The sequence below is a fragment of the Altererythrobacter sp. Root672 genome (assembly GCF_001427865.1).
GTDB lineage: Bacteria > Pseudomonadota > Alphaproteobacteria > Sphingomonadales > Sphingomonadaceae > Croceibacterium_A.
Map to the genome: position 1 here is coordinate 500,579 of NZ_LMHH01000002.1, position 22,156 is coordinate 522,734.

Genomic DNA, 22,156 nt, shown 5'->3' on the forward strand with positions numbered 1-22,156 from the left:
GCTGGGCTGGCCCTTTTACCCCTGTGCCCGCTAGACAGGCGGGATGAATGGGGAACGTAAAGACGAATTCAGCGCGCGGGTGCCGTTCAAGACGGTGCTCCTGTCGATCCTCGGGCTGTGGCTGGCGTACTTCCTGCTGACCACGCTGCGGGCCGAGATGCTCGATCTCGGGTTCGCGATGGAGATGATGTGGCGCCGGGCCATCGCTTGCGCCGCAGGCGTGGTCATCACGCTGGCGCTGTGGCTGGTCCTGCGGATCTTCGACGAGCGCCCGCTGTGGGCCAAGATCGCTGCGGCATTGTTGGTCTCCTTGCCGGTGGCGGTAGCCATCGCCCAGACCAACCAGATCATCATGGCCGACCTCGAAAAGCGCGTTTACGAGCGCATGAAGGCGCAGAAGGCGGAATCGGTCGGCGGCAATATCTTCGCGGAGCTGCCGGACATGGGTGCTGACGAGAAGCCGACCGACGAACCCACCTCGATCACGCTCGCTACCGCCTGGCAGGACATCACCGAAGTCGCCTTCGGCCGCTACTTCATGTTGCTCGCCTGGTGCGCACTCTATCTCGCGCTACTGACCGGCGAGCGGGCAACCGCGGCCGAGCGGCGCGAGGGCGAATATCGGCGCGCGGCCAAGGCGGCTGAGCTGCGCAGCCTGCGCTATCAGGTCAATCCGCACTTCCTGTTCAACACCCTCAATTCGCTGTCCGCGTTGGTGCTCACGGGCAAGACCCAGGCCGCCGAACGGATGATCCAGATGATCTCCACCTTCTATCGCCGCAGCCTGGCGGACGATCCAACCTCTGAAGTGCCGTTGAAGGAAGAGTTCGCGTTGCAGAAACTCTACCTGGAGATCGAGGCGGTCCGGTTCCCGCATCGGCTGCGGGCGGTCTATCAGCTCCCGCCGGAGCTTGAGGATACCCGAGTACCGGGAATGATCCTTCAGCCGCTGGTAGAGAATTCGGTCAAGCACGCCGTGGCGCCGACCTCGGGGCAGGTGACGATCACGCTGGCGGCGCGCGAGGAATATGGCCGGCTGGTGATTACTGTCTCGGATGACGGGCCGGGCGCCGCAATCAACTCCAAGCCGGGCAATAATCATAGTATAGGCCTGGCCAACGTGCGGGACCGGCTCGAAGCTCGCTTCGGCACCGAGGCGACTGTCGCGACCGGCGCGACGCCGGAAGGCTACACCACGCAGCTGCGGCTGCCGATCTTGCGCAATCTGGAGGGCTGAGTTCGATGTTGGGGGATGACGGCGTGCTTCGGACGATGATCGTCGACGATGAACCGCTGGCGATCGAGCGGATGCAGGTTCTGTGCGCCGAGATGGACCAACTGGCCGTCATCGGCACGGCCAGCGACGGGGAGGCGGCCTTGCGTCTGGCCGACAAGCTCAAGCCCGACTTGCTCTTGCTGGACATGACCATGCCGGGGATGGACGGGCTCACGCTGGCCCGCCAACTCGCCAAGCGGAGCAACCCGCCGGCGGTCATTTTCGTCACCGCGCATGAAGACTTTGCGGTCGAGGCGTTCGATATCGAAGCGGTCGACTATGTCCTCAAGCCGGTCGGCGCCGAACGGCTCGAACGCGCGATCGACCGGGCCTTTGGACGGCGGGACCATGTCGCATCGACCAACGGTGGCGGCGGAGACTGGCTGACGGAGTTCTGGGTCCCCCACCGCTCGGAACTGCTGCGGATCGAAGCCGACCAGGTCGAACGGATTGATGCCGAGCGCGACTATGTCCGGCTGCATGTACAGGACCGCAGCTACCTCTTGCTGCAGACCATCGCCGGTCTCGAAGGCCGACTCGATCCTTCACGCTTCATCCGAATCCACCGCTCGACGATCCTGCGGCGCGACCGCATTCGCGGCCTCCGGCACGAAGGTCTCGGTGTGTGGTGTGCGGAGCTCGAAAATGGCGAGACCTTGCGCATAGGGCGAACCTATCTGCGCAAGGTCAAGGCTATGGCCGGGCGCTAACCGGAGAGGCGCGCCCGGCTCGGGGGGTTCTGTAATCAGCCGGCGGTACGGTTGCCGGTGAGGTGGCTCAGGCTCTGGCCGATCTGCGTGCGGGTGGTGCTGTAGCATTGCCGCGATTCAGAGGTGGCGATGCGTGAGCCCGTTACCTTCTCGTCCATGCCGCAGGCATCGCGAGCGGCCTTGTCCATCCGGCGGTCGAGTTCTTTCTGCCCGGCGTCGCTCGAAAGATCGAGGTCCTTGTAGGCAATCCTCACACGTTGGGTGGTCTGGTTCTCGCCGGCGAAAGCAACGGCGGGAGTGATAAGAGCGGAGGCCGCAGCCAGCGCCAGTGAAAGTGTACGAATGGTCATTGCGGTTCCCCTTCAGGCTGCGCCGCAACTGCCGGGACTGAGTGGCGGCTGCGGCGCAAGCAGAGAGATACCGCAGGGAACGATGCCGGTGTTGGAGCGCTCGATATAAGCCGTGCGTCGTTCGACGGATTTCGACGCTGCCGATGAAGAGTCCAGTCCGCTCCACGAACGGCAATTGGCAACCGACGAATGCATCGCCACATTGCGAACTATGGCAATTTTCATCACTTTCCTGCTCGGAATCGGCAACTTTGCTGTCCACAAGGCGGTGCTTGAGAGCCGCCATCCGCTGTTGGAGCAGCTGCCGGCCCTTCTGCGCGGCTTTGGCGGCAAGGCCAGCCTGGGGGTCGAGTTCGTGCTCCTGCTCGGCGTGCTGCTGCTGGCCGCGTACGGCCATCCCGGCTGGGGCTGGGCCTATTTCGGCTATAGTGTGCTCAACGGGATTTCCGGCTGGCTGATAATTTCTCGCCGGGCATGACGGGAACCGAGCGCCGGGGCGTTCGCTTTGGCGCCATGATGGGAGACAATGGCATCTGGCTGGTCAGCAACGCTTCGAGCGGCAGCAACGACGACGCGGCGCTTGCGGCGCTCGAGGAATGTCTCGCCGCGAATGACCTGGGTCTCGTCGGACGCACGGTCTTTCCGGAAGAGGAGCTACCGACGCCGGATGCACTCGATGCCGCCGGTGTCGAATGCGTCGCGGTCTTTGCCGGGGATGGCACGATCAACTCGCTGATTGCCGGGCTTGAGGGGTGGGGCGGGGCGGTCCTGGTCCTGCCCGGCGGCACGATGAACCTGCTCTACCAACGCCTGCACGGCGATCGTCCACTGGAAGACGTCATCTCCCTGGTCGCAAGCGGCGCAGCCCAGAAGCGCCGGCCGGGCGTAATCCGCAGCGAGCATGGCGACGCCTACGCCGGCTTGCTCGCCGGGCCCGGTACGAGTTGGGGCCGCGTGCGCGAGGCGATGCGTGAAGCCAATGTGGCCGAACTTGCGGCTGGAACGGTGGAGGCCATCAACGAAACGCTCGGCGGCGAAATGATCGCCTGCGCCGATCCCCCGCTGGGACGAGACGAAGGCTATCCGCTAGTCATGCTGACTCCGCGCGATCACGGGATAGAGGTTGCCGGCTACTATGCGGGATCGGCCGCAGAATATCTCGAACAGACCTGGGCGCTGCTCAAACGCAATTTTCGCGAGGGCCCGCACGACGCACTCGGCACCGAACGAACGCTCCGGCTGACGAGCACTCAGGGCAATCCATTCGGGGTCCTGGTAGATGGGGAACAGGTCGACGCTGCCGCCTCGGTCGAGTTCGTACTGGCGGCCTGCGGGGTCGACCTGCTAGCCACTGAGGCCGATGCCCGATAGCGCGCCGCCCACGACTCTGCTCTTCCACTTGAGCGACATTCATTTCGGTCTCGAGGACCGCGGAGCGCTCGACTGGGTCAGGCAGGAAATCGCCAATAGGCAGCCGCACGCCGTCGCCATCACTGGCGACCTGACCATGCGGGCTCGGCATCGCGAATTCGACGCTGCGACGCGCTGGATCCAATCGCTCGACGTCCCTGTGACGGTCGAAGTGGGCAACCACGACATGCCCTACTTCAATCTGATCGAACGCTTCCTCGATCCCTATCGCCGCTTTCGCGAGATTGAGGGGCTGATCGAGCGGGAGATCGACTTGCCGGGCCTCGCCATCGTCCCGCTCAAGACGGCGGTGCGGGGTCAGCCGCGGCTCAATTGGTCCAAGGGCTGGGTGAGCCGCTCGTCGCTCGCCAAGTGCCTCGCGGCGATCGATGCCTTGCCGAAGGGCGTAAAGGTGCTGGTCACGGCCCACCACCCGCTGCGCGAGGTTGGGACCAAGGGGACGGCGCTGACGATCAATGGCATGAAAGCGCTCACCGAGCTGGCCCGGCGGCCGGTGCTGGCGGTGCTCAGCGGCCATGTGCACGATCCGTTCGACATCATCGAACAGACGCCCGCGGGATCGGTCAGGATGATCGGCGCCGGCACGCTGTCGCAGCGAGTCCGCTCGACGCCGCCCAGCTTCAACGAGCTGACCTGGGACGGTGCGACGCTCACGGTAAGGGCGCGTAACCTCGGCGAAGTGCCGACCAGAGCGATGCAGATCGATGACGTGCCGGAAAATGCCCTGCCGCCTCGCGAAGCCGGAGAACCGGTGGCGCCGGTGAACCAGGTTCCGGAGACCGATCCGCCGGTTCACTAGGACCCGGTACTCTCCCGAAAAACCCCGATGGCGATGACTGTGCCGCTACCTCACAAGCTGTCAGGTCGCTCGCTGTGCAGGGGAACCGTCGATGACTCTGGTCGGGAACTGGATCTTGAGCGAGCCGCTGTGGTTCGTCTTTGTAGGGCTTCTCGTCTGTCTCGTGCTGAGCGCCCTGCTCGGTTACTTCCTGAGGCGCTGGGTTTCGCCGGGCAACGACGAGAGGTCGGATCAGGAAGGCTACATCTTCTCCGCGGTGATGGGTCTGCTTGCTCTCCTGGTCGGCTTCACGTTCTCGCTGGCCATCGATCGCTTCGACAATCGCCGAACCCAGGTGCTGCTAGAGGCCAACGCAATCGGCACGACTTATTTGCGCGCGCAGCTGCTCAAGGAACCCCATCGGACCGAGATCAGCAACCTGCTGACCGCCTATGTCGACAACCGCATTACGCTGGGCAAGGCCGAGCCCGGTCCCGAAGGGGAAGGCTTGGTCGCCCGGAGCGACGCGCTCCTCACCGATTTGTGGAAGGCAACGGTCGCCGCCTATCCCTCGATTGAGGGAACACCGCTTGCGGTCACCTTCGTCAACACGATGAACGACATGATCGACATGGACGCGGCACGAAAGGCCGCGCGGCGCACCCACGTTCCGCCGCAGGTCTTTGCCTTGTTGTTCATCTATCAGATCATCACCGCCGGGGTGATCGGCTATGTCATGACGGGCCGAAACGGGCGCAAGGTCTCGGCGTTCCTGCTGTTCCTGTTCGCCCTGTCGGTGATCCTGATCATCGACCTCGACAGCCCGACGACGGGGTCGATCAGGGAATCGCAGCGGCCGATGGAGGACCTCCAGCAGTCATTGCACGCTCAACCCGCCGGTTCGTACGATCCGGTGCCCACGCCACAGCCGTCTTGAGTTTCTCTCGCCTTGGCCTAGCCTTCGGCCATGGGCGAGGCAGATGACCGGGCGGCCGGTACTTACCTGTTCGAAGACTTCCAGCTCGATCCGCGCAACCGCCGGCTCGCGCGCAAGGGCGTAACGGTTGAGATCAACGCCCGCTATCTCGATGCCCTTGCCCTCCTGGTGCGGGAGCATGGCCAGCTCGTTTCCAAGAACAGGTTCCTCGACGAAGTTTGGCGCGGCGTCCCGGTTACCGATGAAGCGCTCACCCAGTGCATCAAGACCCTGCGCCGCCAGCTCGGAGACGACGCGGCAGCCCCTCGGTTCGTGGAGACGGTGCCCAAGCATGGCTATCGCTTCATCGCCGCGGTCGAGTGGACCGATGGCGCCCTCGGCACGTCGGCAGTGCCAAGTCCTTCGGTCAACGCTTGGCTGGAGTGGTTGCCATTCGGCGCCGCGGGCACGCTGGGAGGTGGGTTTGCGGGACTGATCGGCGGCCTGTTCTATGGCTTCAGCGGCTCGACCACGCCGCTGCAACCAGGAATGGGCGCGACATCTGTCCTCCTCGTCCTGACCGTGATCACCGTGGTCGTCGCGATCCTTGGGGCGGCTGGGGTTAGCTTTGGCATGGCGGCGGCCGGATATGCCTCGGGAAACCCTTGGCGCTGGGCGCCCGCAGGCGGTGCCGTTGGCGGGCTGCTTGTCGGAGCCGTCGTCAAACTGCTCGGCCTCGACGCGTTCAACCTGCTGTTCGGGCAATCGCCCGGTGACATAACCGGCGCGCCCGAAGGTCTGCTGCTGGGGGGAGCCGTGGGACTTGGCGCCTGGCTTGCGGGGCGTTCGGGCAAGCCGGGCCTGCGTCAGGGAGTCGGGATAGCCGCACTTGCTGGAGGTCTCGCGGGAGTGCTCATTACCCTGCTTGGCGGACATATGATGGGCGGCAGCCTCGACCTCTTGGCGCGGAGCCTGCCGTACTCGCGCCTGACGCTTGACCCGATCGGGGCGCTGTTCGGGGAACAGGGGTTCGGACCGATAAGCCAGGCGGTGACCGGCGGCCTGGAAGGCGCTTTGTTCGGCGGCTGCGTGGTCGGGGCGATGATCCTGGCTCGCCGCGGCACGGGCAACGCCTGAAACGCCCATACAAAAAGGGCGGCCCCGCAGGACCGCCCTTTCCGTTTGTTCGGTATCGAACCGCTTAGCGCTTCGAGAACTGGAAGCTGCGGCGAGCCTTGGCGCGGCCGTACTTCTTACGCTCGACCGTACGGCTGTCGCGGGTCAGGAACCCGGCGGCCTTGACCGTGGTGCGCAGGGCCGGCTCGTACTTGGCGAGAGCCTGGCTGATGCCGTGCTTGACCGCACCGGCCTGGCCGGAGAGCCCGCCACCCTTGACGGTGGCGACGACATCGTACTGGCCTTCACGGCCGGCGATCGCGAACGGCTGGTTGATAACCAGGCGCAGCGTCGGACGGGCGAAGTAGACTTCCTGTTCGCGGCCGTTGACCACGACCTTGCCGCTGCCGGGCTTGATCCACACGCGGGCAACCGCGTCCTTGCGGCGGCCGGTGGCGTAAGCGCGGCCCTGCTTGTCGAGCTCTTGCTCGCGCAGGATGGCCGGGGTGGACGGCGGAGGAGCAACAACCGGGGCGTCGTCGGTGACAGCGAGCGTGTTGAGCTCGGCCAGATCGGAGACGGTCTGGGTATCGTTGTTTTCGGTAGCCATTATGCGGCGGCCTTGTTCTTGCGGTTCAGCGAAGCGACGTCGAGCGGCTGGGGCTGGGTGCCACCATGCGGATGCTCGGTGCCGGCGTAGAGGTGCAGCGCCTTCATCTGCTGACGGCCCAGCGGACCGCGCGGGATCATGCGCTCAACGGCCTTTTCCAGCACGCGCTCGGGGAAGCGACCGTCGAGGACCTTGTCCGCCGTCACGGCCTTGATGCCGCCGGCATAGCCGGTGTGCTTGTAGTAGGTCTTCTCGTCACGCTTGTTGCCCGTGAAACGGACCTTCTCGACGTTGATGACCACGACGTGGTCACCGCAATCGACGTGCGGAGTGAAGCTCGTCTTGTGCTTGCCGCGCAGGTGGTTGGCGACGATCACGGCGAGGCGGCCAACGACCAGTCCCTCGGCATCGATCAGGTGCCACTTCTTTTCGACCTCGGCCGGCTTGATCGACCGGGTGATCTTGGTGAGCGCCTTCATGGCGGTGTGTCCTTATTACGAAACAGGTTTCGCGCAGCCGGATTCGCCCCGGCCTTGCGAAGAGCGGGCCATTTGTCGTTTGAGCCCCTGTAAGTCAAGCAATCTGCGGCCTTGCTGAGAGGTAAAATATTACCTGCCAGAATTAGCGCCCTTCAGTCAGGCTAGTCGCTGACCAATCCGCGCAACCATTCGGCGGTGGGTTTGGCCGCAGTATCCGTGCGCCAGCCGAGCACCGCGGGCACTTCATAAGGATGGATCTCCGCAAGGCGGGCAGTTGCCCGATCGAGCAGGGCGGCATCGGTCTTGAACAGCACGCCGACTTCTGCGCTCTCGTCGATTTCGCCCTGCCATAGGTAGATCGAGCGCATCGGCGGGAGGATGTTGGCGCAGGCGACCAGCCGCTCGTCGATCATCTGGCGAGCGACTTCCTCGGCGCTGGCTTCGTCGCCGAAGGGAGACCAGATCAGCGCGCTCACGGCCGGCGTCCTACGGAGTGCGCGCCCCAGGCCGTAGCGGCCACGAGCAGAGCCCCGACGAGTTGGTGCAAGACCGCCAGCCATAGCGCCACGCCGGTCATGACCGTCGCAATGCCAAGCAGGATCTGGGTGCCGAACGCCGAATGGATTGCCACCGCGGCCTGGCGAACGCCCGCGCGGCGGACCTTGCGGGAAAGGACGACCAGTGCGGCGACCACCACCCACGCCCACCAGCGATGGAGGAAGTGGAGCAAATAGGGATCATGCGTCAGCGCCCAGCCAAATCCCTTCGACCAGTCGACTTCGGGAAACAGGCGGCCCTGCATCAAGGGCCACGTATCGGAGGCGAGGCCCGCGTTAAGCCCCGCTACCCACGCGCCGAGCAACAGCTGGACGAACACGATGAGCCCGGTGAGTGCGGCAAAACCGGTCAGCCGCGCCGGCCTAGCCGAGGGATTGCGACTGAGCTGGATCAGGTCGAGCGCGGTCCAGACGAGTCCGGCAAGGGTGAAGAGGGCCGTCAGCAAATGGATCGAGAGCCAGAAGTGGCTGACGTCGGTCACCTTCTCGGACAGACCCGAGCGGACCATGTACCAGCCGAACACCCCTTGCAGGCCACCAAGTGCCAGCAGCGCGAGCAGCCGTGGCTTATAGCCCTTCGGTATTGCGCCCCTGACCCAGTACCATGCCAAAGGCAGCGCGAACGCCAGCCCGATCAAACGGCCGAGCAGCCGGTGGGACCACTCCCAGAAGTAGATGAACTTGTAGTCGCTCAGGGTCATTCCGGCCGGGCCGTTGATCTGGCGATATTCGCCGATCTGCTGGTAGCCTTGGAACTCCGCCTGCCACTGCGCCTCTGTCAGCGGCGGAAGCGCGCCGGTGACGGGCTTCCATTCCGTGATCGAGAGACCGCTTTCGGTGAGCCGGGTAATGCCGCCCACCGCGATCATCAGCACCACCAGAACGGCAACCGCCAGTAACCAGCGGGCCAAGGGGAGCGCGCGAACGGTCCGGGCGCGGGGTGCAAGGTCCCCAGCCGGATTCTCTGCCTGTACGACCATGAGCAGGCCCACTGCCCCTACGTAAGACAAAGCGCAAGCCTCGCGCGACGAACGGCGCAGGCGAAGAACCCGTGGGGGCTTGCGCAACGTTATACAGTTACATAGATGGGGCCGCGATGGGTCACACTATTCCCTGGATTCGCGGGCGGCTCGACCGCGTTGGCATGGTCCTTTCCGGCCTCTGCGCAGTGCATTGCGTGCTGGGCATCGTCATCGTGGCGGGACTCGGTCTTGGCGGCGGACTGCTGCTCGACCCGATCGTCCACCGCGTGGGCCTGGTGTGCGCGACAGTCGTTGCCGGCGTCGCCATCGGCATCGGCGCCATCCAGCACCGGCGCGCCGCGCCCTTCGTCGTCGCGATGGTCGGCCTGTCCTTCATGGGCGGCGCACTGGCCGTCGACCATGGCATTGAAGAGGCGGTGCTGACGATCATCGGCGTGATTCTCGTTGCGGCCGGGCACACGCTCAACTTGCGCAAGCCCGCGTAAGCGTTATCTGCGCGGGGCATGACCGCGCCCATCAATCTCACCATCAACGGCGAGCCGCGCCGCTCCGCCGCCTCGACCATCGCCGAACTCGTCACCGAGCTGGGACTGAAGCCGGAGAAAGTTGCGGTCGAGCACAACGGCGTGATCGCGCCCCGCTCGACTTTGGGAGAAGTGACATTGGCCGAAGGTGATGCCCTGGAGATTGTCCACTTCGTGGGCGGTGGCTCCGATGACGACACCTGGACAGTTGCGGGCCGTACCTTTCGTTCGCGCCTGATCGTCGGCACCGGGAAGTATAAGGACTTCGCGGAAAACGCCGCGGCACTCGAAGCGAGCGGGGCGGAGATCGTCACGGTCGCCGTGCGAAGGGTCAACGTGTCCGACCCTTCGGCGCCGATGTTGACCGATTTCATCGACCCCAAGAAGGTCACCTACCTGCCCAACACCGCCGGCTGTTTCACCGCAGAGGATGCGATCCGCACTCTGCGCCTGGCGCGGGAGGCCGGCGGCTGGGACCTGGTGAAGCTCGAAGTGTTGGGTGAAGCGCGTACGCTCTACCCCGACATGCGCGAGACCTTGCGTGCGACCGAGGTGCTCGCAAACGAGGGCTTCAAGCCGATGGTCTACTGCACCGACGATCCGATCGGGGCGAAGCAGCTGGAAGAAGCGGGCGCCGTGGCGATCATGCCGCTTGGTGCACCGATCGGTTCAGGGCTCGGCATCCAGAATCGGGTGACCATTCGCCTGATCGTCGAAGGTGCAAAGGTCCCGGTGCTGGTCGACGCCGGTGTGGGCACCGCTAGCGACGCCACTGTGGCGATGGAGCTCGGCTGCGACGGCATTCTGATGAACACCGCGATCGCCGAAGCCAAGGACCCGATCAGGATGGCCCGTGCGATGAAGTACGCAGTCCAGGCCGGCCGCGATGCTTACCTCGCCGGTCGCATGGCGACTCGGAAATACGCTGACCCCAGCAGCCCGCTGGCCGGCCTTATCTAAGATCCTCCCCGGCACAGGGAGGATTTCCGCACCGGCCTTTGCGGATCGTTAACCAACATCGGTGACACTCCCATCGAAAGGGGGCTGTCATGGCCAAGACCGGGACTGCATCGCTGACCATTGCCGAACTGCGCGAATTCGCCAGCTTCACCGAGGAAGAGCAGCTTTTCATCGAGCGCTCGCTCGATATAGGCCTCGGTCGCGGCGATGCCTTCAAGCTGTGGTCGCGCAAGTCCGGCGACATGGGTTCGATCCGCGCGCAGTACCTTGCGTACCGCGAACTCCGGACCCTGCGCGAGACGATCCCCTGTGAAACCTCGATGGACGGTGTGCAGGACTTCATGGGCCCGTTGACCCGCGTCACCGCGCTCGACCTGGCGCAGGAACAGCTGTCTAGCTTCTCTTCGTACCGCTTCCTCTATGAGCGGCTTCTGGGTGCGAAGGCGCGCCCGTGGCTCCCATCCGCCTTTTGCGGCGCCGCTGCGCTGCCGCAGATCCGCCCGGCCCGCCGCAAGATGCTGCTCCAGTCGCTCAGCGAAGCCGCGGCCACCGCGCCCGGCTGGTCCGACCGCGAACCGTGCTTCTATCCGGAGAAGGTCGAAGCCGAAGCGGCTTGATCGTCGCCGAGGACTGCCAAGCTAGCCCCTATACAACCCGTCGATCCGGTCTCCGTACCGCTCCTTGATCTTGTGCCGGCGGATCTTGAGGCTTGGGGTCATCTCGCCGTTCTCGATCGTGAACGGTTCGTCGGCGAAGGCGAACTGGCGAACCTTTTCGGTAACCGAGAGATCTTGGTTCACGCGATCGACCGCGCCGCGCAGAGCGCTGCGGAATGCGGGGAGTTTCTGGAGTTGGTCGATGTCGAGCTTCTCACCGTTCTCCTTCGCCCAGCGGAAAGACCAGTCGCAGTCGGGCACCACTAGCCCGACGACGTAAGGCCGCTTGTCGCCGCTCACCATCGCTTGGGATATTTCGGGCTGGAGCGTGAGCATGCCCTCCAGCTTTTGCGGGGCGATGTTGTCGCCCTTGTCGTTGACGATGATGTCCTTCTTGCGATCGGTGATGACGATCCGACCGCCTTCGTCGAGGTGGCCGATGTCGCCGGTGTGGAGCCAGCCGTCGATGATCGTCTTCGCGGTCTCCGCCGGGTTGTGCCAATAACCGAGCATCACCAACTCGCCGCGGACGAGGATCTCGCCATCGTCGGCGACCCTGACTTCCACCCCGCGCAAGGGCGGGCCGACTGTCGCCAGGCGAATGCCGGCCGAGGGGTAATTGCAGCTCACCACCGGCGCGCTCTCGGTCTGGCCGTAGCCCTGGAGCATGACCAGGCCCATCGATTCGAAGAATGCGCCGACCTCGGGATTGAGCGGCGCGCCGCCAGAAACGAGCGCCTTGATGCGCCCGCCGAAGCGTTGCCGGATCTTCGGGCGCAGAGTCGCGTCGAGCAAGCGCTCCACCGGCCAGTCGCTCAGGCGGCGAACGCCAGCCGCGCGCCGTTCCGCCAGGCTGAGTGCTTGATCGAGCAGGAATTGCGCGAACCGGCCCTGCTTTTCGACCTGCTTGACGATGCGGCCACGCAGCATCTCGAACAGGCGCGGGACCACGACCATGAAAGTCGGCTTGGCTTCCTCGATATTGCTGCCGAGCTTGTCGAGACCTTCCGCAAACCAGACGTCCGCGCCAAGTCCGATCGGAAGGTACAGCCCCGCGGTGTGTTCAAGCGCGTGGCTCATTGGCAGGAACGAAAGGAAGCGTTCGTCGCCCCAGCCGAAGTCGCCGGCGAGCACTTCGGCCGCGCCTTCGACATTGCACAGGATCGCCCCGTGGTGGAGCAACACCCCACGCGGCGCGCCGCTGGTGCCGCTGGTGTAGATGATGCAGGCCGGATCGCGCCTCCCGATCCCGGCAATCCGCGCTTCCACCGCAGCGCGCGCTGCCACGGCATCGCCCTCGATCAGGTCGGCCCATTGATGGACCTCGAAGTCCGCCTGGCCCGCGCGCAGCGGTTCCATGGCGATCACCTGGTGCGCGATGCCGGACCGGACGATGGCGGGGAGCAGCGGCTCGGCCAGCTTGCGATTGGAGACGATCACCGCCTTGGCCCCCGAATTGTCGAGGATGTGCAGGTGATCGCGTTCGGTGTTGGTGGTGTAGGCCGGGGTGGTGATGCAGCCAGCGGCCATGATCGCCAGGTCGGCAATCGCCCATTCGGGCCGGTTCTCGGCCACCAGCACCACGCGGTCGCCGTCCTTGAGCCCCATCGACCGCAGCGATTGCGCGAGCAGGCAGACCTGGCGCGAAGCCTCGTTCCAGCTGATCGAGGTCCAGGTGCCTTCGATCTTGGCAGTCAGAAACGGGCGTTCGCCGAGTTCGTCCGCGCGGATGAAGAACAGCCGGACGAGATTCGGCGCAGACGCGAAATCGGTAAGCTGCATTCGCGCCTCCTTTCCCCTTCGCCGGTTTTCCGGCCTATCGATGGGTGCTGGTTACGGCGCGCGAAGCGAGGCGGCAAGAGACTGGCTTACTCGCCGATCGCCATTCCTTCACTGCGGGGATCGGCGGCGCCTGCCCATCCGGCGGCGGTGCGTTGAGCGCCGTTGGTCTTGAGCGGCAGGCTGCGAGTCGCGATCTGCGCATGGCCGAGCGCCTGGAGTTGCGGGATCAGCGGTACGAGAGCGCTGCCTTCCTCGGCGCTTAACTGGTCGCCCGGAGCGAACAGCACAGGGAGGGCGATCGCCTGGTCGAGCGGGAGGCCGAAGTCGATCACACCGATCAACGCTCGGGCTACCTGTACCGGGATCGTCGCACCGCCCGCGGCGCCGATCACCAGCACGAGCCGACCTTGCGAATCGTAGACCAGCGTCGGCGCCATCGAGCTGCGTGGGCGCTTGCCACCCTCGACGCGGTTGGCGACCAGACGGCCATCGACCGAGGGGGCGAAGCTGAAATCGGTCAGTTCGTTGTTGAGGTAATAGCCGCCGACCATGATGCCGGAGCCAAACGAGCCCTCGACGGTCGAGGTGTAGCTGACCGCGCTGCCTTCGCGGTCCACGGCGACGAAATGCGAGGTGCCGTGTTCTTCCGGCTCGGTGCCATCGGGCGGAGCGAGCGCGAGGCCGCGCGGCATTCCCGCGGTAACTTGCGCCAGGGTGCTGTTCGGATCGATCAACGCTCCACGCCCGGCGAGGTAGTCCGGCTCCATGAGTCCTTCAGCCGGCACCGAAACGAAGTCGGGGTCGGCAAGGTAACGCTCGCGGTCGGCGAAGGCGAGGCGCTGCGATTCGGCGAAGAGATGCCAGAACACCGGCGAGTCCTTGCCCAGGGCTCCGAGGTCGAACCGCTCAAGCTGCTTGAGGATGGCATAGACGGTAGTCGCACCCGAGGAGGGCGGACCCATCCCGCAGATACGGTAGCCGCGATAGGGGCCGCACAGCTCAGGCCGATCCTTGGCCTGGTAGGCAGCCACGTCCGCCACGGTCATCGCGCCGGAGCGGGGGGTCTCGGCGGCGATTTCGGCGGCGATCTGGGCCGCGTTGGTGCCGCTGTAGAACCACTCGGGGCCCTGCTCTGCGAGGTGCTCAAGCGTTTCGGCCAGCGCGGGATTGCGCAGCACGGAGCCGACCGGCAGCGCTTCGCCCGAGGCGTCGTAGTAGATCGCCAGAGCTTCGGATTGGTGGGCCGCTCGGTTCTTGGATTGGACCAAGAACTGCCGCCCGCGCTCGCTCAGCACCCAGCCGTCACGCGCCAGCTTGATTGCGGGTTGGAACAGGGCTGCCCAGGACAGCTTCCCGTAACGCTCGTGCGCTTCGGCGGCGAGGCGCACATTGCCCGGAACGCCGACGCTGAGGCCGGAAATGACCGCACTCATGAAGGGCACCGGCTTGCCGTCGGCGTCGAGGAACCATTGCGGGTCCGCGCCAGATGGGGCGGTCTCGCGGCCGTCGAAAGTCTGGATGTCGCCGTCGGGCGCGCTGTGCATCATGAAGCCGCCACCGCCGATGCCCGAGCTCTGCGGCTCGACCACGGTGAGCGCGAGCATGGTCGCGATCGCGGCATCGGTTGAGCTTCCGCCTTGCCGAAGCATGGCGACACCGGCCTCGGCCGCACGCGGATCGGCTGCGCTGACTACGCCCGCGGTCTTGGCGTCGGCGGTCTTGGCGGGAGCAGGAACGGTGGCGCAGGCGCCAAGCAGCAGCACGGCGAGGGGGAGCAGGAGACGATTGGGCATCACTAAGGTGCTATTCGCTTCCCACCGCCTCGGCAATGGAGCCGAAGCCATCACGCCGCAAAAGGGTTTCCAGGCCACTTACGATGTGGCGAGCTATGCCCGGCCCTTCGTAGACCATCGCGCTGTAGAGTTGGACCAGGCTCGCTCCAGCGCGAATCCGCTGCCAGGCGTCCTCGGCCGTAGCGATGCCGCCGACTCCCACCAACGGCAGTTCGCCACCTGTGGCTTTGCGGAAATCGCGCACGCGCTGGAGGGCCAGCTCTTTCAGTGGCGCGCCCGAGAGCCCGCCGGTTTCGCCTGCCTGGCTCGACCGCAGCGGTGGGCGGGAGATCGTGGTGTTGGATACGATCAGCGCACCGAGCTTCTTGTCGAGGGCGATCCGCGCGATGGCTTCGATATCGGCCGGCTCGAGGTCAGGCGCGACTTTGAGGAACACCGGGGGTCCGCTTTCTCCGCGGGATTCGAACACCGCGTCGAGCAAGGCGGTCAAAGCGCCTTCGTCCTGCAACGCGCGCAGGCCCGGCGTGTTGGGGCTCGAAATATTGACCGCCAGGTAAGAGGCCATTGGCGCCATGAGCTGGGTCATCTGCGCATAATCGGCCACGCGATCGGCCGAATCCTTGTTGGCGCCGATGTTGATGCCGACAACGCCGGGGCGGCCCTGGCGCACGAGCAAGCGCGCTGCAGCTGCGGGTCCGCCGCCGTTGTTGAAGCCCATGCGGTTGATCACCGCGCGGTCTTCAGTCAGCCGGAATAGGCGCGGCTTAGGATTTCCCGCTTGCGGGCGCGGCGTGATCGAGCCGACCTCAACGAAGCCGAACCCTTGACCGAGCAGCGCGTCCGGCACTTCGCCGTCCTTGTCGAAGCCGGCCGCCATGCCCAGCGGATTGGGAAAGGTCAGCCCCGCGACTCGGGTTTCGAGCGGACCGCCCGGCACGGCTGGCTTGCCGGGCATGAACCGCACGCCGGCGATCGCCAAACGATGCGCGCGTTCGGGGTCGAGGGCGTAGATGGCGTGTCGGGTAAGGCGAAAAAGCACGGCTGAGCCTATGGCAGCGCGGCGGTTCACTGTCGATGCGCGCTTTGCGGCGCCCTGTGACCCAATGGAGACCCAGCGCAAATTTTGAACTCCGTGTCGCATTCCTACAAGATTCACCCCTGGACGGTGCGTATTAGGCCCTTGCGACCCGAAGGGCTCGAAGCAGCGATGCAACGAGTTCTCGACTTTCCAGGGCGGCCCCCAGTGGGCCGCCCCTTTTTTTGTGCGGCGCAAAGCGACGCTTGTTTGAAATCCGCGCAACGGACCCCTAGATGAAATCGGAGCGAATCACTCCGATTTGAGAACGGATCGCAATATGCGCCTGTCCAGCATGGCCGACTATGCCGTCGTCACGATGTGCGCCGCCGCGCGCCATTGCGGATCTGCGCGCGTTTCGGCCACGGAACTGGCGGAAGAGACCGGCGTGCCGTTGCCGACGGTGCAGAAGCTGGTCAGCCTGCTTTCGCGCGCCGGCCTGCTGCGCTCGGTTCGCGGCGCGGGCGGCGGTCTGAAGCTCGCGCGGCCGGCCGCGGCGATCTCGCTTGCCGATATCGTCGAGGCGGTCGAAGGCCCGATCGCGCTGACCGCCTGTGTCGAGCAGGGCAAGCACGATTGCGCGCTCGAGCCTTGCTGCAATGTCCGTCCCCATTGGGGGCTGGTGAATGAAACCCTGCGCGGGGCCTTGGCGGGCGTACCGCTGACTCAGCTCGCGCAACCGGAAGTACCCGCATGAGTGAAGAGTTGGAAATCCAGGATCGCGCCGCGCGCGAGGCTGCTGCCAAGGCGGCCGAATACGAACACGGCTGGTCGGCCGACATCGAGCAGGAGTTCGCGCCCAAGGGGCTCGACGAATCGACCGTGCGCTTCATCAGCGGCAAGAAGAACGAGCCCGAATGGATGCTCGACTGGCGGCTCAAGGCGTTCCGCATGTGGCTCGAGATGGAAGAGCCGAACTGGGCCAAGCTCGGCTACCCGAAGATCGATTACCAGGACGCGTACTACTACGCCGCGCCGAAGAAGAAGACGGAGCTCAAGAGCCTCGACGAACTTGATCCCGAGATTCGCCTGGTCTACGAAAAGCTCGGCATTCCGATCGAGGAGCAGAAGGTCCTCGCCGGCGTCGAAGGCGCGCGCAAGGTCGCGGTCGATGCGGTGTTCGACTCCGTCTCGGTCGCTACGACCTTCCGCGAAGAGCTGAAGAAGGCCGGCGTGATCTTCCTCTCGATCAGCGAGGCGATCCGCGAATATCCTGAGCTCGTGAAGAAGTGGCTCGGCCGTGTCGTGCCGCAGCGCGACAACTACTTCGCCACGCTCAACAGCGCGGTCTTTTCGGACGGGACCTTCGTCTACATCCCCGAAGGCGTGCGCTGCCCGATGGAGCTGAGCACCTATTTCCGCATCAACGCCGAGAACACCGGCCAGTTCGAGCGGACGCTGATCATCGCCGAGAAGGGCAGCTACGTCTCCTACCTCGAAGGCTGCACCGCGCCGATGCGCGACGAAAACCAGCTCCACGCCGCGGTGGTCGAACTGGTCGCGATGGAAGATGCGGAGATCAAGTACTCTACGGTGCAGAACTGGTACCCAGGCGACGCCGAAGGCAAGGGCGGGATCTACAACTTCGTCACCAAGCGCGGGTTGTGCCAGGGAGCGCGGAGCAAGATCTCCTGGACCCAGGTAGAGACCGGCAGCGCGGTGACCTGGAAGTATCCGTCCTGTGTGCTCAATGGCGAGGATTCGGTCGGCGAGTTCTACTCGGTGGCCGTCACCAACAACTACCAGCAGGCCGACACGGGTACCAAGATGATCCACAACGGCAAGGGCAGCCGCTCGACGATTGTCTCAAAGGGCATCAGCGCGGGGAAGAGCAACAATACCTACCGCGGGCTGGTGCGCGTTGCCGCCAATGCTGACGGGGTGCGCAACTTCACGCAGTGCGACAGCCTGTTGCTCGGCAGCGAATGCGGGGCGCACACCGTGCCTTACATCGAGGTCAAGAACCCGACCGCGCAGATCGAGCACGAGGCGACCACCAGCAAGATCAGCGACGATCAGCTGTTCTACGCCATGCAGCGCGGGCTCGGGCAGGAAGAGGCGGTGGCGTTGATCGTCAACGGCTTCGCGAAGGAAGTGCTGCAGCAGCTGCCGATGGAATTCGCCGTAGAGGCGCAGAAGCTCTTGGGTATCAGTCTGGAAGGAAGCGTTGGATGACCGCCGAGCGCAAGAAACTCTCGCTCGGCAACGTGACCGACCGCGAACGGGCCACCGGAGACGCGGAGAAGGCCTGGAAGGTCTCGCCCGCTCGGGCCGAGCAGCTCAAGCTGCGCGCCCGAGACATGCGGCGCAATCCTTCCGAAGCGCAGAAGCTGCTGTGGGAGCGGCTGAAGGACAAGCAGTGCGGCTTCACCTTCAACCGCGAAGTGGTGATGGGCAGCGCGATCGTCGATTTCGCCTGCAAGACCCGTTGGGTCGTGGTCGAGACTGGCGGCACCGGTGAGGATGCCGAAGCCACACTCGGCGCGCTTAGCGACCGCAAGCTGACCGACGTCGGCGTGCGCGTCATGCGCTTTGCCGAAACCGACATCATCGAAGACACCGAAAAGGTCGTGAAGGCGATCAAGGACGAGCTGCAGAAGCCGTTCGATCGCCCTGGGTCCAACGAGAGAAAACATGCTCGAAATTAAGAATCTCCACGCCACCGTCGGCGGTACGCCGATCCTCAATGGGCTTTCGCTCGCCGTGAACGCGGGGGAAATCCATGCGATCATGGGGCCGAACGGCGCGGGCAAGTCGACGCTGGCCTATGTGCTCGGCGGGCGGCCCGGATACGAGGTGACTGGCGGTTCGGTCAGCTTCAACGGGCAGGACCTGCTGTCGCTCGATCCGCACGAGCGGGCGGCGCTGGGGCTGTTCCTCGGCTTCCAGTACCCGGTCGAAATCCCTGGCGTGTCCAACGTCCAGTTCCTGCGCGAGGCGCTTAACGCCCAGCGCAGGGCACGTGGGGAGGATCCGCTCTCGGGCGGCGAGTTCCTCAAGCTGGCCAAGGAGAAGGCCGGGCTGCTGCGCATGGACATGGAAATGCTCAAGCGGGCGGTGAACGTCGGCTTTTCCGGCGGCGAGAAGAAGCGCTCCGAGATGGTCCAGATGGGCATTCTCGATCCGGCTTTCGCGGTGCTCGACGAGACCGATTCCGGGCTCGACATCGACGCGCTCAAGATCGTCGGCGAAGGCATCAACTCGATCATGCGCCGCCCGGACAAGGGCGTGCTGCTGATCACTCACTACCAGCGGCTACTCGATTACGTGAAGCCGGACGTGGTCCACGTCCTCGCCAAGGGCCGCATCGTGAAAAGCGGCGGTCCCGAACTGGCGCTCGAGCTCGAGCGCGAAGGCTACGAGGCGGTGGCGTGACGCAGCTCGCTGCCCTTCCCACCTGGCACGACGAGGAGTGGCGCTACGCCGACTTCGCGGCGCTGGAGACGCTCGCGCCCGAGCGGTTCGACGAGTGGAAAGAGGTCGAGCTTGCCCCAGGCGAAACGCGCCGCAAGTGCATGGTCCTGGGCGGCGAGTCGCCCGAGCTGCACCGCATTCGCTTGACCGTGGGCGAAGGCGCGCGGGCTGAGCTGTTCGTGGCCAACATCGGTAATGACTACACCCGCGTTGAAGTCGAAATTCGCCTGGCGAAGGGCGCGCATTTCCAGTTCGGCGGGGTGACGATCGGCGGCGGCAACGCGACGCGAGAATTCGTTACCCGCACCATCCATGCCGAACCCGAAGCGACGTCTGAGCAAGTCGTGCGTGCGGTCCATTGGGGCCAGGGCACCGGCAATTTCCTCGGCCGCATCGATGTGGCGCGTGATGCGCAAAAGACCGACGCGGTGCAGGACTTCAAGGGCTTGCTGCTCGAACGCGGCGCTTCGGCCAACGCCAAGCCCGAGCTCGAGATTTTCGCCGACGACGTGAAGTGCGCCCACGGCGCCTCGATCGGCGAGATGGACGAGACGGCGCGCTTCTACATGGCCGCGCGTGGGATTCCGCCCGAAGTGGCGAAGTCCTTGCTGGTGCGGGCGTTCATCGCCGATGCTTTCGCGGCATTGGATGACGAGCTTGAGCAGGAGCGTCTGCTGGATGCGGCGCTGGCCGTGCTGGGTGACGTGGCGTGAGCACCGTACCCGTCCTCGATCAAGCCATCGATCTCAAGGCTGATTTCCCCGGCCTGCTGAATGTCGACGGTTCCCGCTGGCACTACCTCGATTCCGGTGCCACGGCGCAGAAGCCGCAGGCCGTGATCGACGCGGTCAGCAAGGCGATCGGCGCAGACTACGCCACGGTCCACCGCGGCGTTTACACCCGCTCGGCCGAGATGACGCTCGGCTACGAAGCCGCCCGGCGGCGAGTGGCGGCATTCATTGGCGGGCGCGAGGACGAGGTGGTCTTCACACGCGGCGCGACCGAGGCGATCAACCTCGTGGCTTACTCCTGGCCCGACAAGGGGCGGGTGCTGCTGTCCGAGCTGGAGCACCACTCCAACATCGTCCCCTGGCAGCTGGCCGGTTGGCAAGTCGACGTTTGCCCGATCACTTCGGACGGACGGATCGATCTCGACGAGGCCGAACGGATGCTGACGAAGGACCACAAGATGGTCGCCTTCGCCCACGTTTCGAACGTGCTCGGCTCGGTGCTCGACGTTACGCGCGCGGCGGAACTGGCGCATGCGGTCGGCGCGAAGCTGTTGCTTGACGGATGCCAGGCCGTGCCGCGCATGCCGGTCGATGTCGCGGCGCTAGATTGCGATTTCTACGCCTTCTCCGGGCACAAGCTCTACGGCCCGACCGGGATCGGCGCCTTGTGGGCCCGGGCCGAACTGCTCGACCGCATGCCCCCGTGGCAGGGCGGCGGCGCGATGATCGAGAAGGTGACCTTCGAGAAGACCACCTTTGCCCCGCCCCCGCAGCGGTTCGAGGCGGGTACGCCGGCGATCGTCGAGGCGATCGGGCTGGGCGTGGCCTGCGATTACGTGGCCAGCGTCGGGCTTGAGGCGATCCACGAACACGAGGCGCGTCTGGTCAAGCAGTTGCGCGACGCCTTGCGCGGCATGAACGACGTGCGCCTGTTCGGGCCCGAGGACAGCGCCGGTATCGTCAGCTTTGCGCTCGAGGGTATTCACCCGCACGATCTCGGCACCATATTGGACGAAGAGAACGTCGCCATCCGCGCCGGGCATCACTGCGCCCAACCCTTGATGGAGCGGCTCGGCGTTCCCGCTACGGCGCGGGCGAGTTTCGGGCTCTACAGCGATGAAAGCGATCTCGCCGCACTGCTGCGCGGGATCGAGCGAACCAAGAGGATTTTCGGATGAGCGAGGGAGCGGAGAAGTCTTTCCGCGTCGAGGAAGTGGACGGCGTTGAACCGCCGGTCCGGGCGCGCGTGGAAGACGTGGAGACGCCCGCGGAAAAGCTCGGGCGCAAGAAGGACTACCTGGAAGGGTTCCTGGCGCAGAAGCCGCAAGCGGCTGCTCCGGGCGATCCCGGCGGCGATCTCTACGAGCGGGTGATCGACGCCCTGCGCGAGATCTTCGACCCCGAGATTCCGGTCAATATCTATGACCTCGGCCTGATCTACGGGGTCGATGTTTCGCCTGACGCAGATGTGGCTGTGACCATGACCTTGACGACGCCGCACTGCCCGGTGGCGGAATCGATGCCCGGCGAAGTCGAACTGCGCGTCTCGTCGGTCCCGGGCGTGCGCGATGCCGAGGTCAGCCTGGTGTGGGATCCGCCATGGGATCCGGCCAAGATGAGCGACGAAGCGCGGCTCGAACTGGGGATGCTTTGATGACTGAAACCAAGATCCGCCAGCGTCCTGCCGCCGTCAACCTGACGCCGACTGCCGAACAACGCATTGCCGACCTGATGGAGCAAGCGCCCGAAGGCGCGATCGGCGTGCGCCTCTCGACCCCGCGTCGCGGGTGTTCGGGGCTCGCCTATTCGGTCGACTACGTGACGCAGGAACAGGCGTTCGACGAGAAAATCGAGACTCCCGGCGGCGTGTTCTACATCGACGGCGCGAGCGTGCTCTACCTGATCGGCAGCACGATGGACTGGCAGGAAGACGACTTCACCGCCGGGTTCGTGTTCCAGAACCCCAACGCCAAGGGCGCTTGCGGCTGCGGCGAGAGCTTTACCGTATAGTCCGC

26 protein-coding genes are annotated in these 22,156 nt (G+C 65.2%); 18 read left to right on the forward strand and 8 right to left on the reverse strand.

The window, feature by feature from the left end; all coding sequences use genetic code 11:
* Positions 1 to 43 precede the first annotated feature (43 nt).
* Positions 44 to 1,237 carry a sensor histidine kinase gene (locus ASD76_RS13680; protein WP_055923977.1) on the forward strand — a complete coding sequence of 398 codons (1,194 nt, stop codon included), beginning with the start codon at positions 44 to 46 and terminating at the stop codon, positions 1,235 to 1,237.
* A gap of 5 nt (positions 1,238 to 1,242) precedes the next feature.
* Positions 1,243 to 1,986 carry a LytR/AlgR family response regulator transcription factor gene (locus tag ASD76_RS13685; protein WP_055923980.1) on the forward strand — a complete coding sequence of 248 codons (744 nt, stop codon included), beginning with the start codon at positions 1,243 to 1,245 and terminating at the stop codon, positions 1,984 to 1,986.
* A gap of 35 nt (positions 1,987 to 2,021) precedes the next feature.
* Here the strand turns inward: ASD76_RS13685 and ASD76_RS13690 are convergent, their stop codons facing one another.
* On the reverse strand, positions 2,022 to 2,336 hold the full coding sequence (locus tag ASD76_RS13690; RefSeq protein WP_055923983.1) for a UrcA family protein: 315 nt from the start codon (positions 2,334 to 2,336) through the stop codon (positions 2,022 to 2,024).
* 211 nt (positions 2,337 to 2,547) lie between these two features.
* Between ASD76_RS13690 and ASD76_RS13695 the strand changes: the two genes are divergently transcribed.
* The 5 genes from ASD76_RS13695 to ASD76_RS13715 all read left to right on the forward strand — a co-directional run bounded on the left by ASD76_RS13695 (position 2,548) and on the right by ASD76_RS13715 (position 6,598).
* Positions 2,548 to 2,814, forward strand: a complete 267-nt coding sequence (locus ASD76_RS13695) for a hypothetical protein (RefSeq protein ID WP_055923986.1) — start codon at positions 2,548 to 2,550, stop codon at positions 2,812 to 2,814.
* Positions 2,811 to 3,707 (forward strand): diacylglycerol kinase family protein, encoded by an 897-nt coding sequence (locus ASD76_RS13700; protein WP_235506739.1) that lies wholly within the window; start codon positions 2,811 to 2,813, stop codon positions 3,705 to 3,707. The genes ASD76_RS13695 and ASD76_RS13700 overlap by 4 nt, the downstream gene beginning before the upstream one ends.
* Positions 3,697 to 4,566, forward strand: a complete 870-nt coding sequence (locus ASD76_RS13705) for a metallophosphoesterase family protein (RefSeq protein WP_055923989.1) — start codon at positions 3,697 to 3,699, stop codon at positions 4,564 to 4,566. Before ASD76_RS13700 ends, ASD76_RS13705 begins: the two co-directional genes overlap by 11 nt.
* A gap of 91 nt (positions 4,567 to 4,657) precedes the next feature.
* A complete protein-coding gene (locus tag ASD76_RS13710; protein WP_055923992.1) occupies positions 4,658 to 5,482 on the forward strand; it encodes a DUF4239 domain-containing protein in 825 nt (274 codons plus the stop codon).
* Between the two features lie 30 nt (positions 5,483 to 5,512).
* Complete coding sequence (locus ASD76_RS13715; protein WP_055923993.1) at positions 5,513 to 6,598, forward strand: winged helix-turn-helix domain-containing protein; 1,086 nt, start codon at positions 5,513 to 5,515, stop codon at positions 6,596 to 6,598.
* 64 nt (positions 6,599 to 6,662) lie between these two features.
* Here ASD76_RS13715 and rpsI read toward each other — a convergent pair whose 3' ends face one another.
* The 4 genes from rpsI to ASD76_RS13735 form a co-directional block, all read right to left on the reverse strand.
* Positions 6,663 to 7,187 carry a 30S ribosomal protein S9 gene (rpsI, locus tag ASD76_RS13720; RefSeq protein ID WP_055923997.1) on the reverse strand — a complete coding sequence of 175 codons (525 nt, stop codon included), beginning with the start codon at positions 7,185 to 7,187 and terminating at the stop codon, positions 6,663 to 6,665.
* On the reverse strand, positions 7,187 to 7,666 hold the full coding sequence (rplM, locus tag ASD76_RS13725) for a 50S ribosomal protein L13 (RefSeq protein ID WP_055924000.1): 480 nt from the start codon (positions 7,664 to 7,666) through the stop codon (positions 7,187 to 7,189). Before rplM ends, rpsI begins: the two co-directional genes overlap by 1 nt.
* Before the next feature lie 161 nt (positions 7,667 to 7,827).
* The gene (cutA, locus tag ASD76_RS13730) at positions 7,828 to 8,142 is read right to left on the reverse strand and encodes a divalent-cation tolerance protein CutA (RefSeq protein WP_055924003.1); all 315 of its coding nucleotides are present in this window, start codon (positions 8,140 to 8,142) and stop codon (positions 7,828 to 7,830) included.
* Positions 8,139 to 9,092, reverse strand: a complete 954-nt coding sequence (locus tag ASD76_RS13735) for a COX15/CtaA family protein (RefSeq protein WP_235506759.1) — start codon at positions 9,090 to 9,092, stop codon at positions 8,139 to 8,141. The genes cutA and ASD76_RS13735 overlap by 4 nt, the downstream gene beginning before the upstream one ends.
* A gap of 227 nt (positions 9,093 to 9,319) precedes the next feature.
* Here ASD76_RS13735 and ASD76_RS13740 point away from each other — a divergent pair, with 227 nt between their 5' ends.
* The 3 genes from ASD76_RS13740 to ASD76_RS13750 all read left to right on the forward strand — a co-directional run bounded on the left by ASD76_RS13740 (position 9,320) and on the right by ASD76_RS13750 (position 11,307).
* The gene (locus ASD76_RS13740) at positions 9,320 to 9,691 is read left to right on the forward strand and encodes a MerC domain-containing protein (RefSeq protein ID WP_055924005.1); all 372 of its coding nucleotides are present in this window, start codon (positions 9,320 to 9,322) and stop codon (positions 9,689 to 9,691) included.
* Between the two features lie 18 nt (positions 9,692 to 9,709).
* Complete coding sequence (gene thiS, locus ASD76_RS13745) at positions 9,710 to 10,690, forward strand: sulfur carrier protein ThiS (RefSeq protein ID WP_082553843.1); 981 nt, start codon at positions 9,710 to 9,712, stop codon at positions 10,688 to 10,690.
* An 89-nt stretch (positions 10,691 to 10,779) separates the two neighbouring features.
* The gene (locus ASD76_RS13750; RefSeq protein WP_055924009.1) at positions 10,780 to 11,307 is read left to right on the forward strand and encodes a hypothetical protein; all 528 of its coding nucleotides are present in this window, start codon (positions 10,780 to 10,782) and stop codon (positions 11,305 to 11,307) included.
* Positions 11,308 to 11,328: 21 nt separating this feature from the next.
* Here the strand turns inward: ASD76_RS13750 and ASD76_RS13755 are convergent, their stop codons facing one another.
* The 3 genes from ASD76_RS13755 to ASD76_RS13765 all read right to left on the reverse strand — a co-directional run bounded on the left by ASD76_RS13755 (position 11,329) and on the right by ASD76_RS13765 (position 15,960).
* Entirely contained in the window at positions 11,329 to 13,128 is a 1,800-nt protein-coding gene (locus ASD76_RS13755; RefSeq protein ID WP_055924012.1) for an AMP-dependent synthetase/ligase, read from the reverse strand.
* Between the two features lie 86 nt (positions 13,129 to 13,214).
* Entirely contained in the window at positions 13,215 to 14,921 is a 1,707-nt protein-coding gene (ggt, locus tag ASD76_RS13760; protein ID WP_055924014.1) for a gamma-glutamyltransferase, read from the reverse strand.
* Between the two features lie 10 nt (positions 14,922 to 14,931).
* Positions 14,932 to 15,960 carry a quinone-dependent dihydroorotate dehydrogenase gene (locus ASD76_RS13765; RefSeq protein ID WP_055924339.1) on the reverse strand — a complete coding sequence of 343 codons (1,029 nt, stop codon included), beginning with the start codon at positions 15,958 to 15,960 and terminating at the stop codon, positions 14,932 to 14,934.
* A 316-nt stretch (positions 15,961 to 16,276) separates the two neighbouring features.
* Between ASD76_RS13765 and ASD76_RS13770 the strand changes: the two genes are divergently transcribed.
* Genes ASD76_RS13770 through ASD76_RS13805 form a run of 8 tightly spaced genes read left to right on the forward strand, consistent with a single transcriptional unit; the run spans position 16,277 to position 22,151 of the window.
* A complete protein-coding gene (locus ASD76_RS13770) occupies positions 16,277 to 16,693 on the forward strand; it encodes an SUF system Fe-S cluster assembly regulator (RefSeq protein WP_055924017.1) in 417 nt (138 codons plus the stop codon).
* Positions 16,690 to 18,171 carry a Fe-S cluster assembly protein SufB gene (gene sufB / locus ASD76_RS13775; RefSeq protein WP_055924019.1) on the forward strand — a complete coding sequence of 494 codons (1,482 nt, stop codon included), beginning with the start codon at positions 16,690 to 16,692 and terminating at the stop codon, positions 18,169 to 18,171. Before ASD76_RS13770 ends, sufB begins: the two co-directional genes overlap by 4 nt.
* Entirely contained in the window at positions 18,168 to 18,644 is a 477-nt protein-coding gene (locus tag ASD76_RS13780; RefSeq protein ID WP_082553845.1) for a DUF559 domain-containing protein, read from the forward strand. Before sufB ends, ASD76_RS13780 begins: the two co-directional genes overlap by 4 nt.
* The gene (gene sufC / locus ASD76_RS13785; RefSeq protein ID WP_055924022.1) at positions 18,631 to 19,371 is read left to right on the forward strand and encodes a Fe-S cluster assembly ATPase SufC; all 741 of its coding nucleotides are present in this window, start codon (positions 18,631 to 18,633) and stop codon (positions 19,369 to 19,371) included. The genes ASD76_RS13780 and sufC overlap by 14 nt, the downstream gene beginning before the upstream one ends.
* On the forward strand, positions 19,368 to 20,123 hold the full coding sequence (locus ASD76_RS13790) for a SufD family Fe-S cluster assembly protein (protein WP_055924025.1): 756 nt from the start codon (positions 19,368 to 19,370) through the stop codon (positions 20,121 to 20,123). The genes sufC and ASD76_RS13790 overlap by 4 nt, the downstream gene beginning before the upstream one ends.
* The gene (locus ASD76_RS13795; RefSeq protein WP_055924028.1) at positions 20,120 to 21,319 is read left to right on the forward strand and encodes an aminotransferase class V-fold PLP-dependent enzyme; all 1,200 of its coding nucleotides are present in this window, start codon (positions 20,120 to 20,122) and stop codon (positions 21,317 to 21,319) included. Before ASD76_RS13790 ends, ASD76_RS13795 begins: the two co-directional genes overlap by 4 nt.
* On the forward strand, positions 21,316 to 21,795 hold the full coding sequence (locus ASD76_RS13800) for an SUF system Fe-S cluster assembly protein (protein ID WP_055924030.1): 480 nt from the start codon (positions 21,316 to 21,318) through the stop codon (positions 21,793 to 21,795). Before ASD76_RS13795 ends, ASD76_RS13800 begins: the two co-directional genes overlap by 4 nt.
* Positions 21,795 to 22,151 carry a HesB/IscA family protein gene (locus ASD76_RS13805; protein WP_055924033.1) on the forward strand — a complete coding sequence of 119 codons (357 nt, stop codon included), beginning with the start codon at positions 21,795 to 21,797 and terminating at the stop codon, positions 22,149 to 22,151. Before ASD76_RS13800 ends, ASD76_RS13805 begins: the two co-directional genes overlap by 1 nt.
* Positions 22,152 to 22,156: the final 5 nt, after the last annotated feature.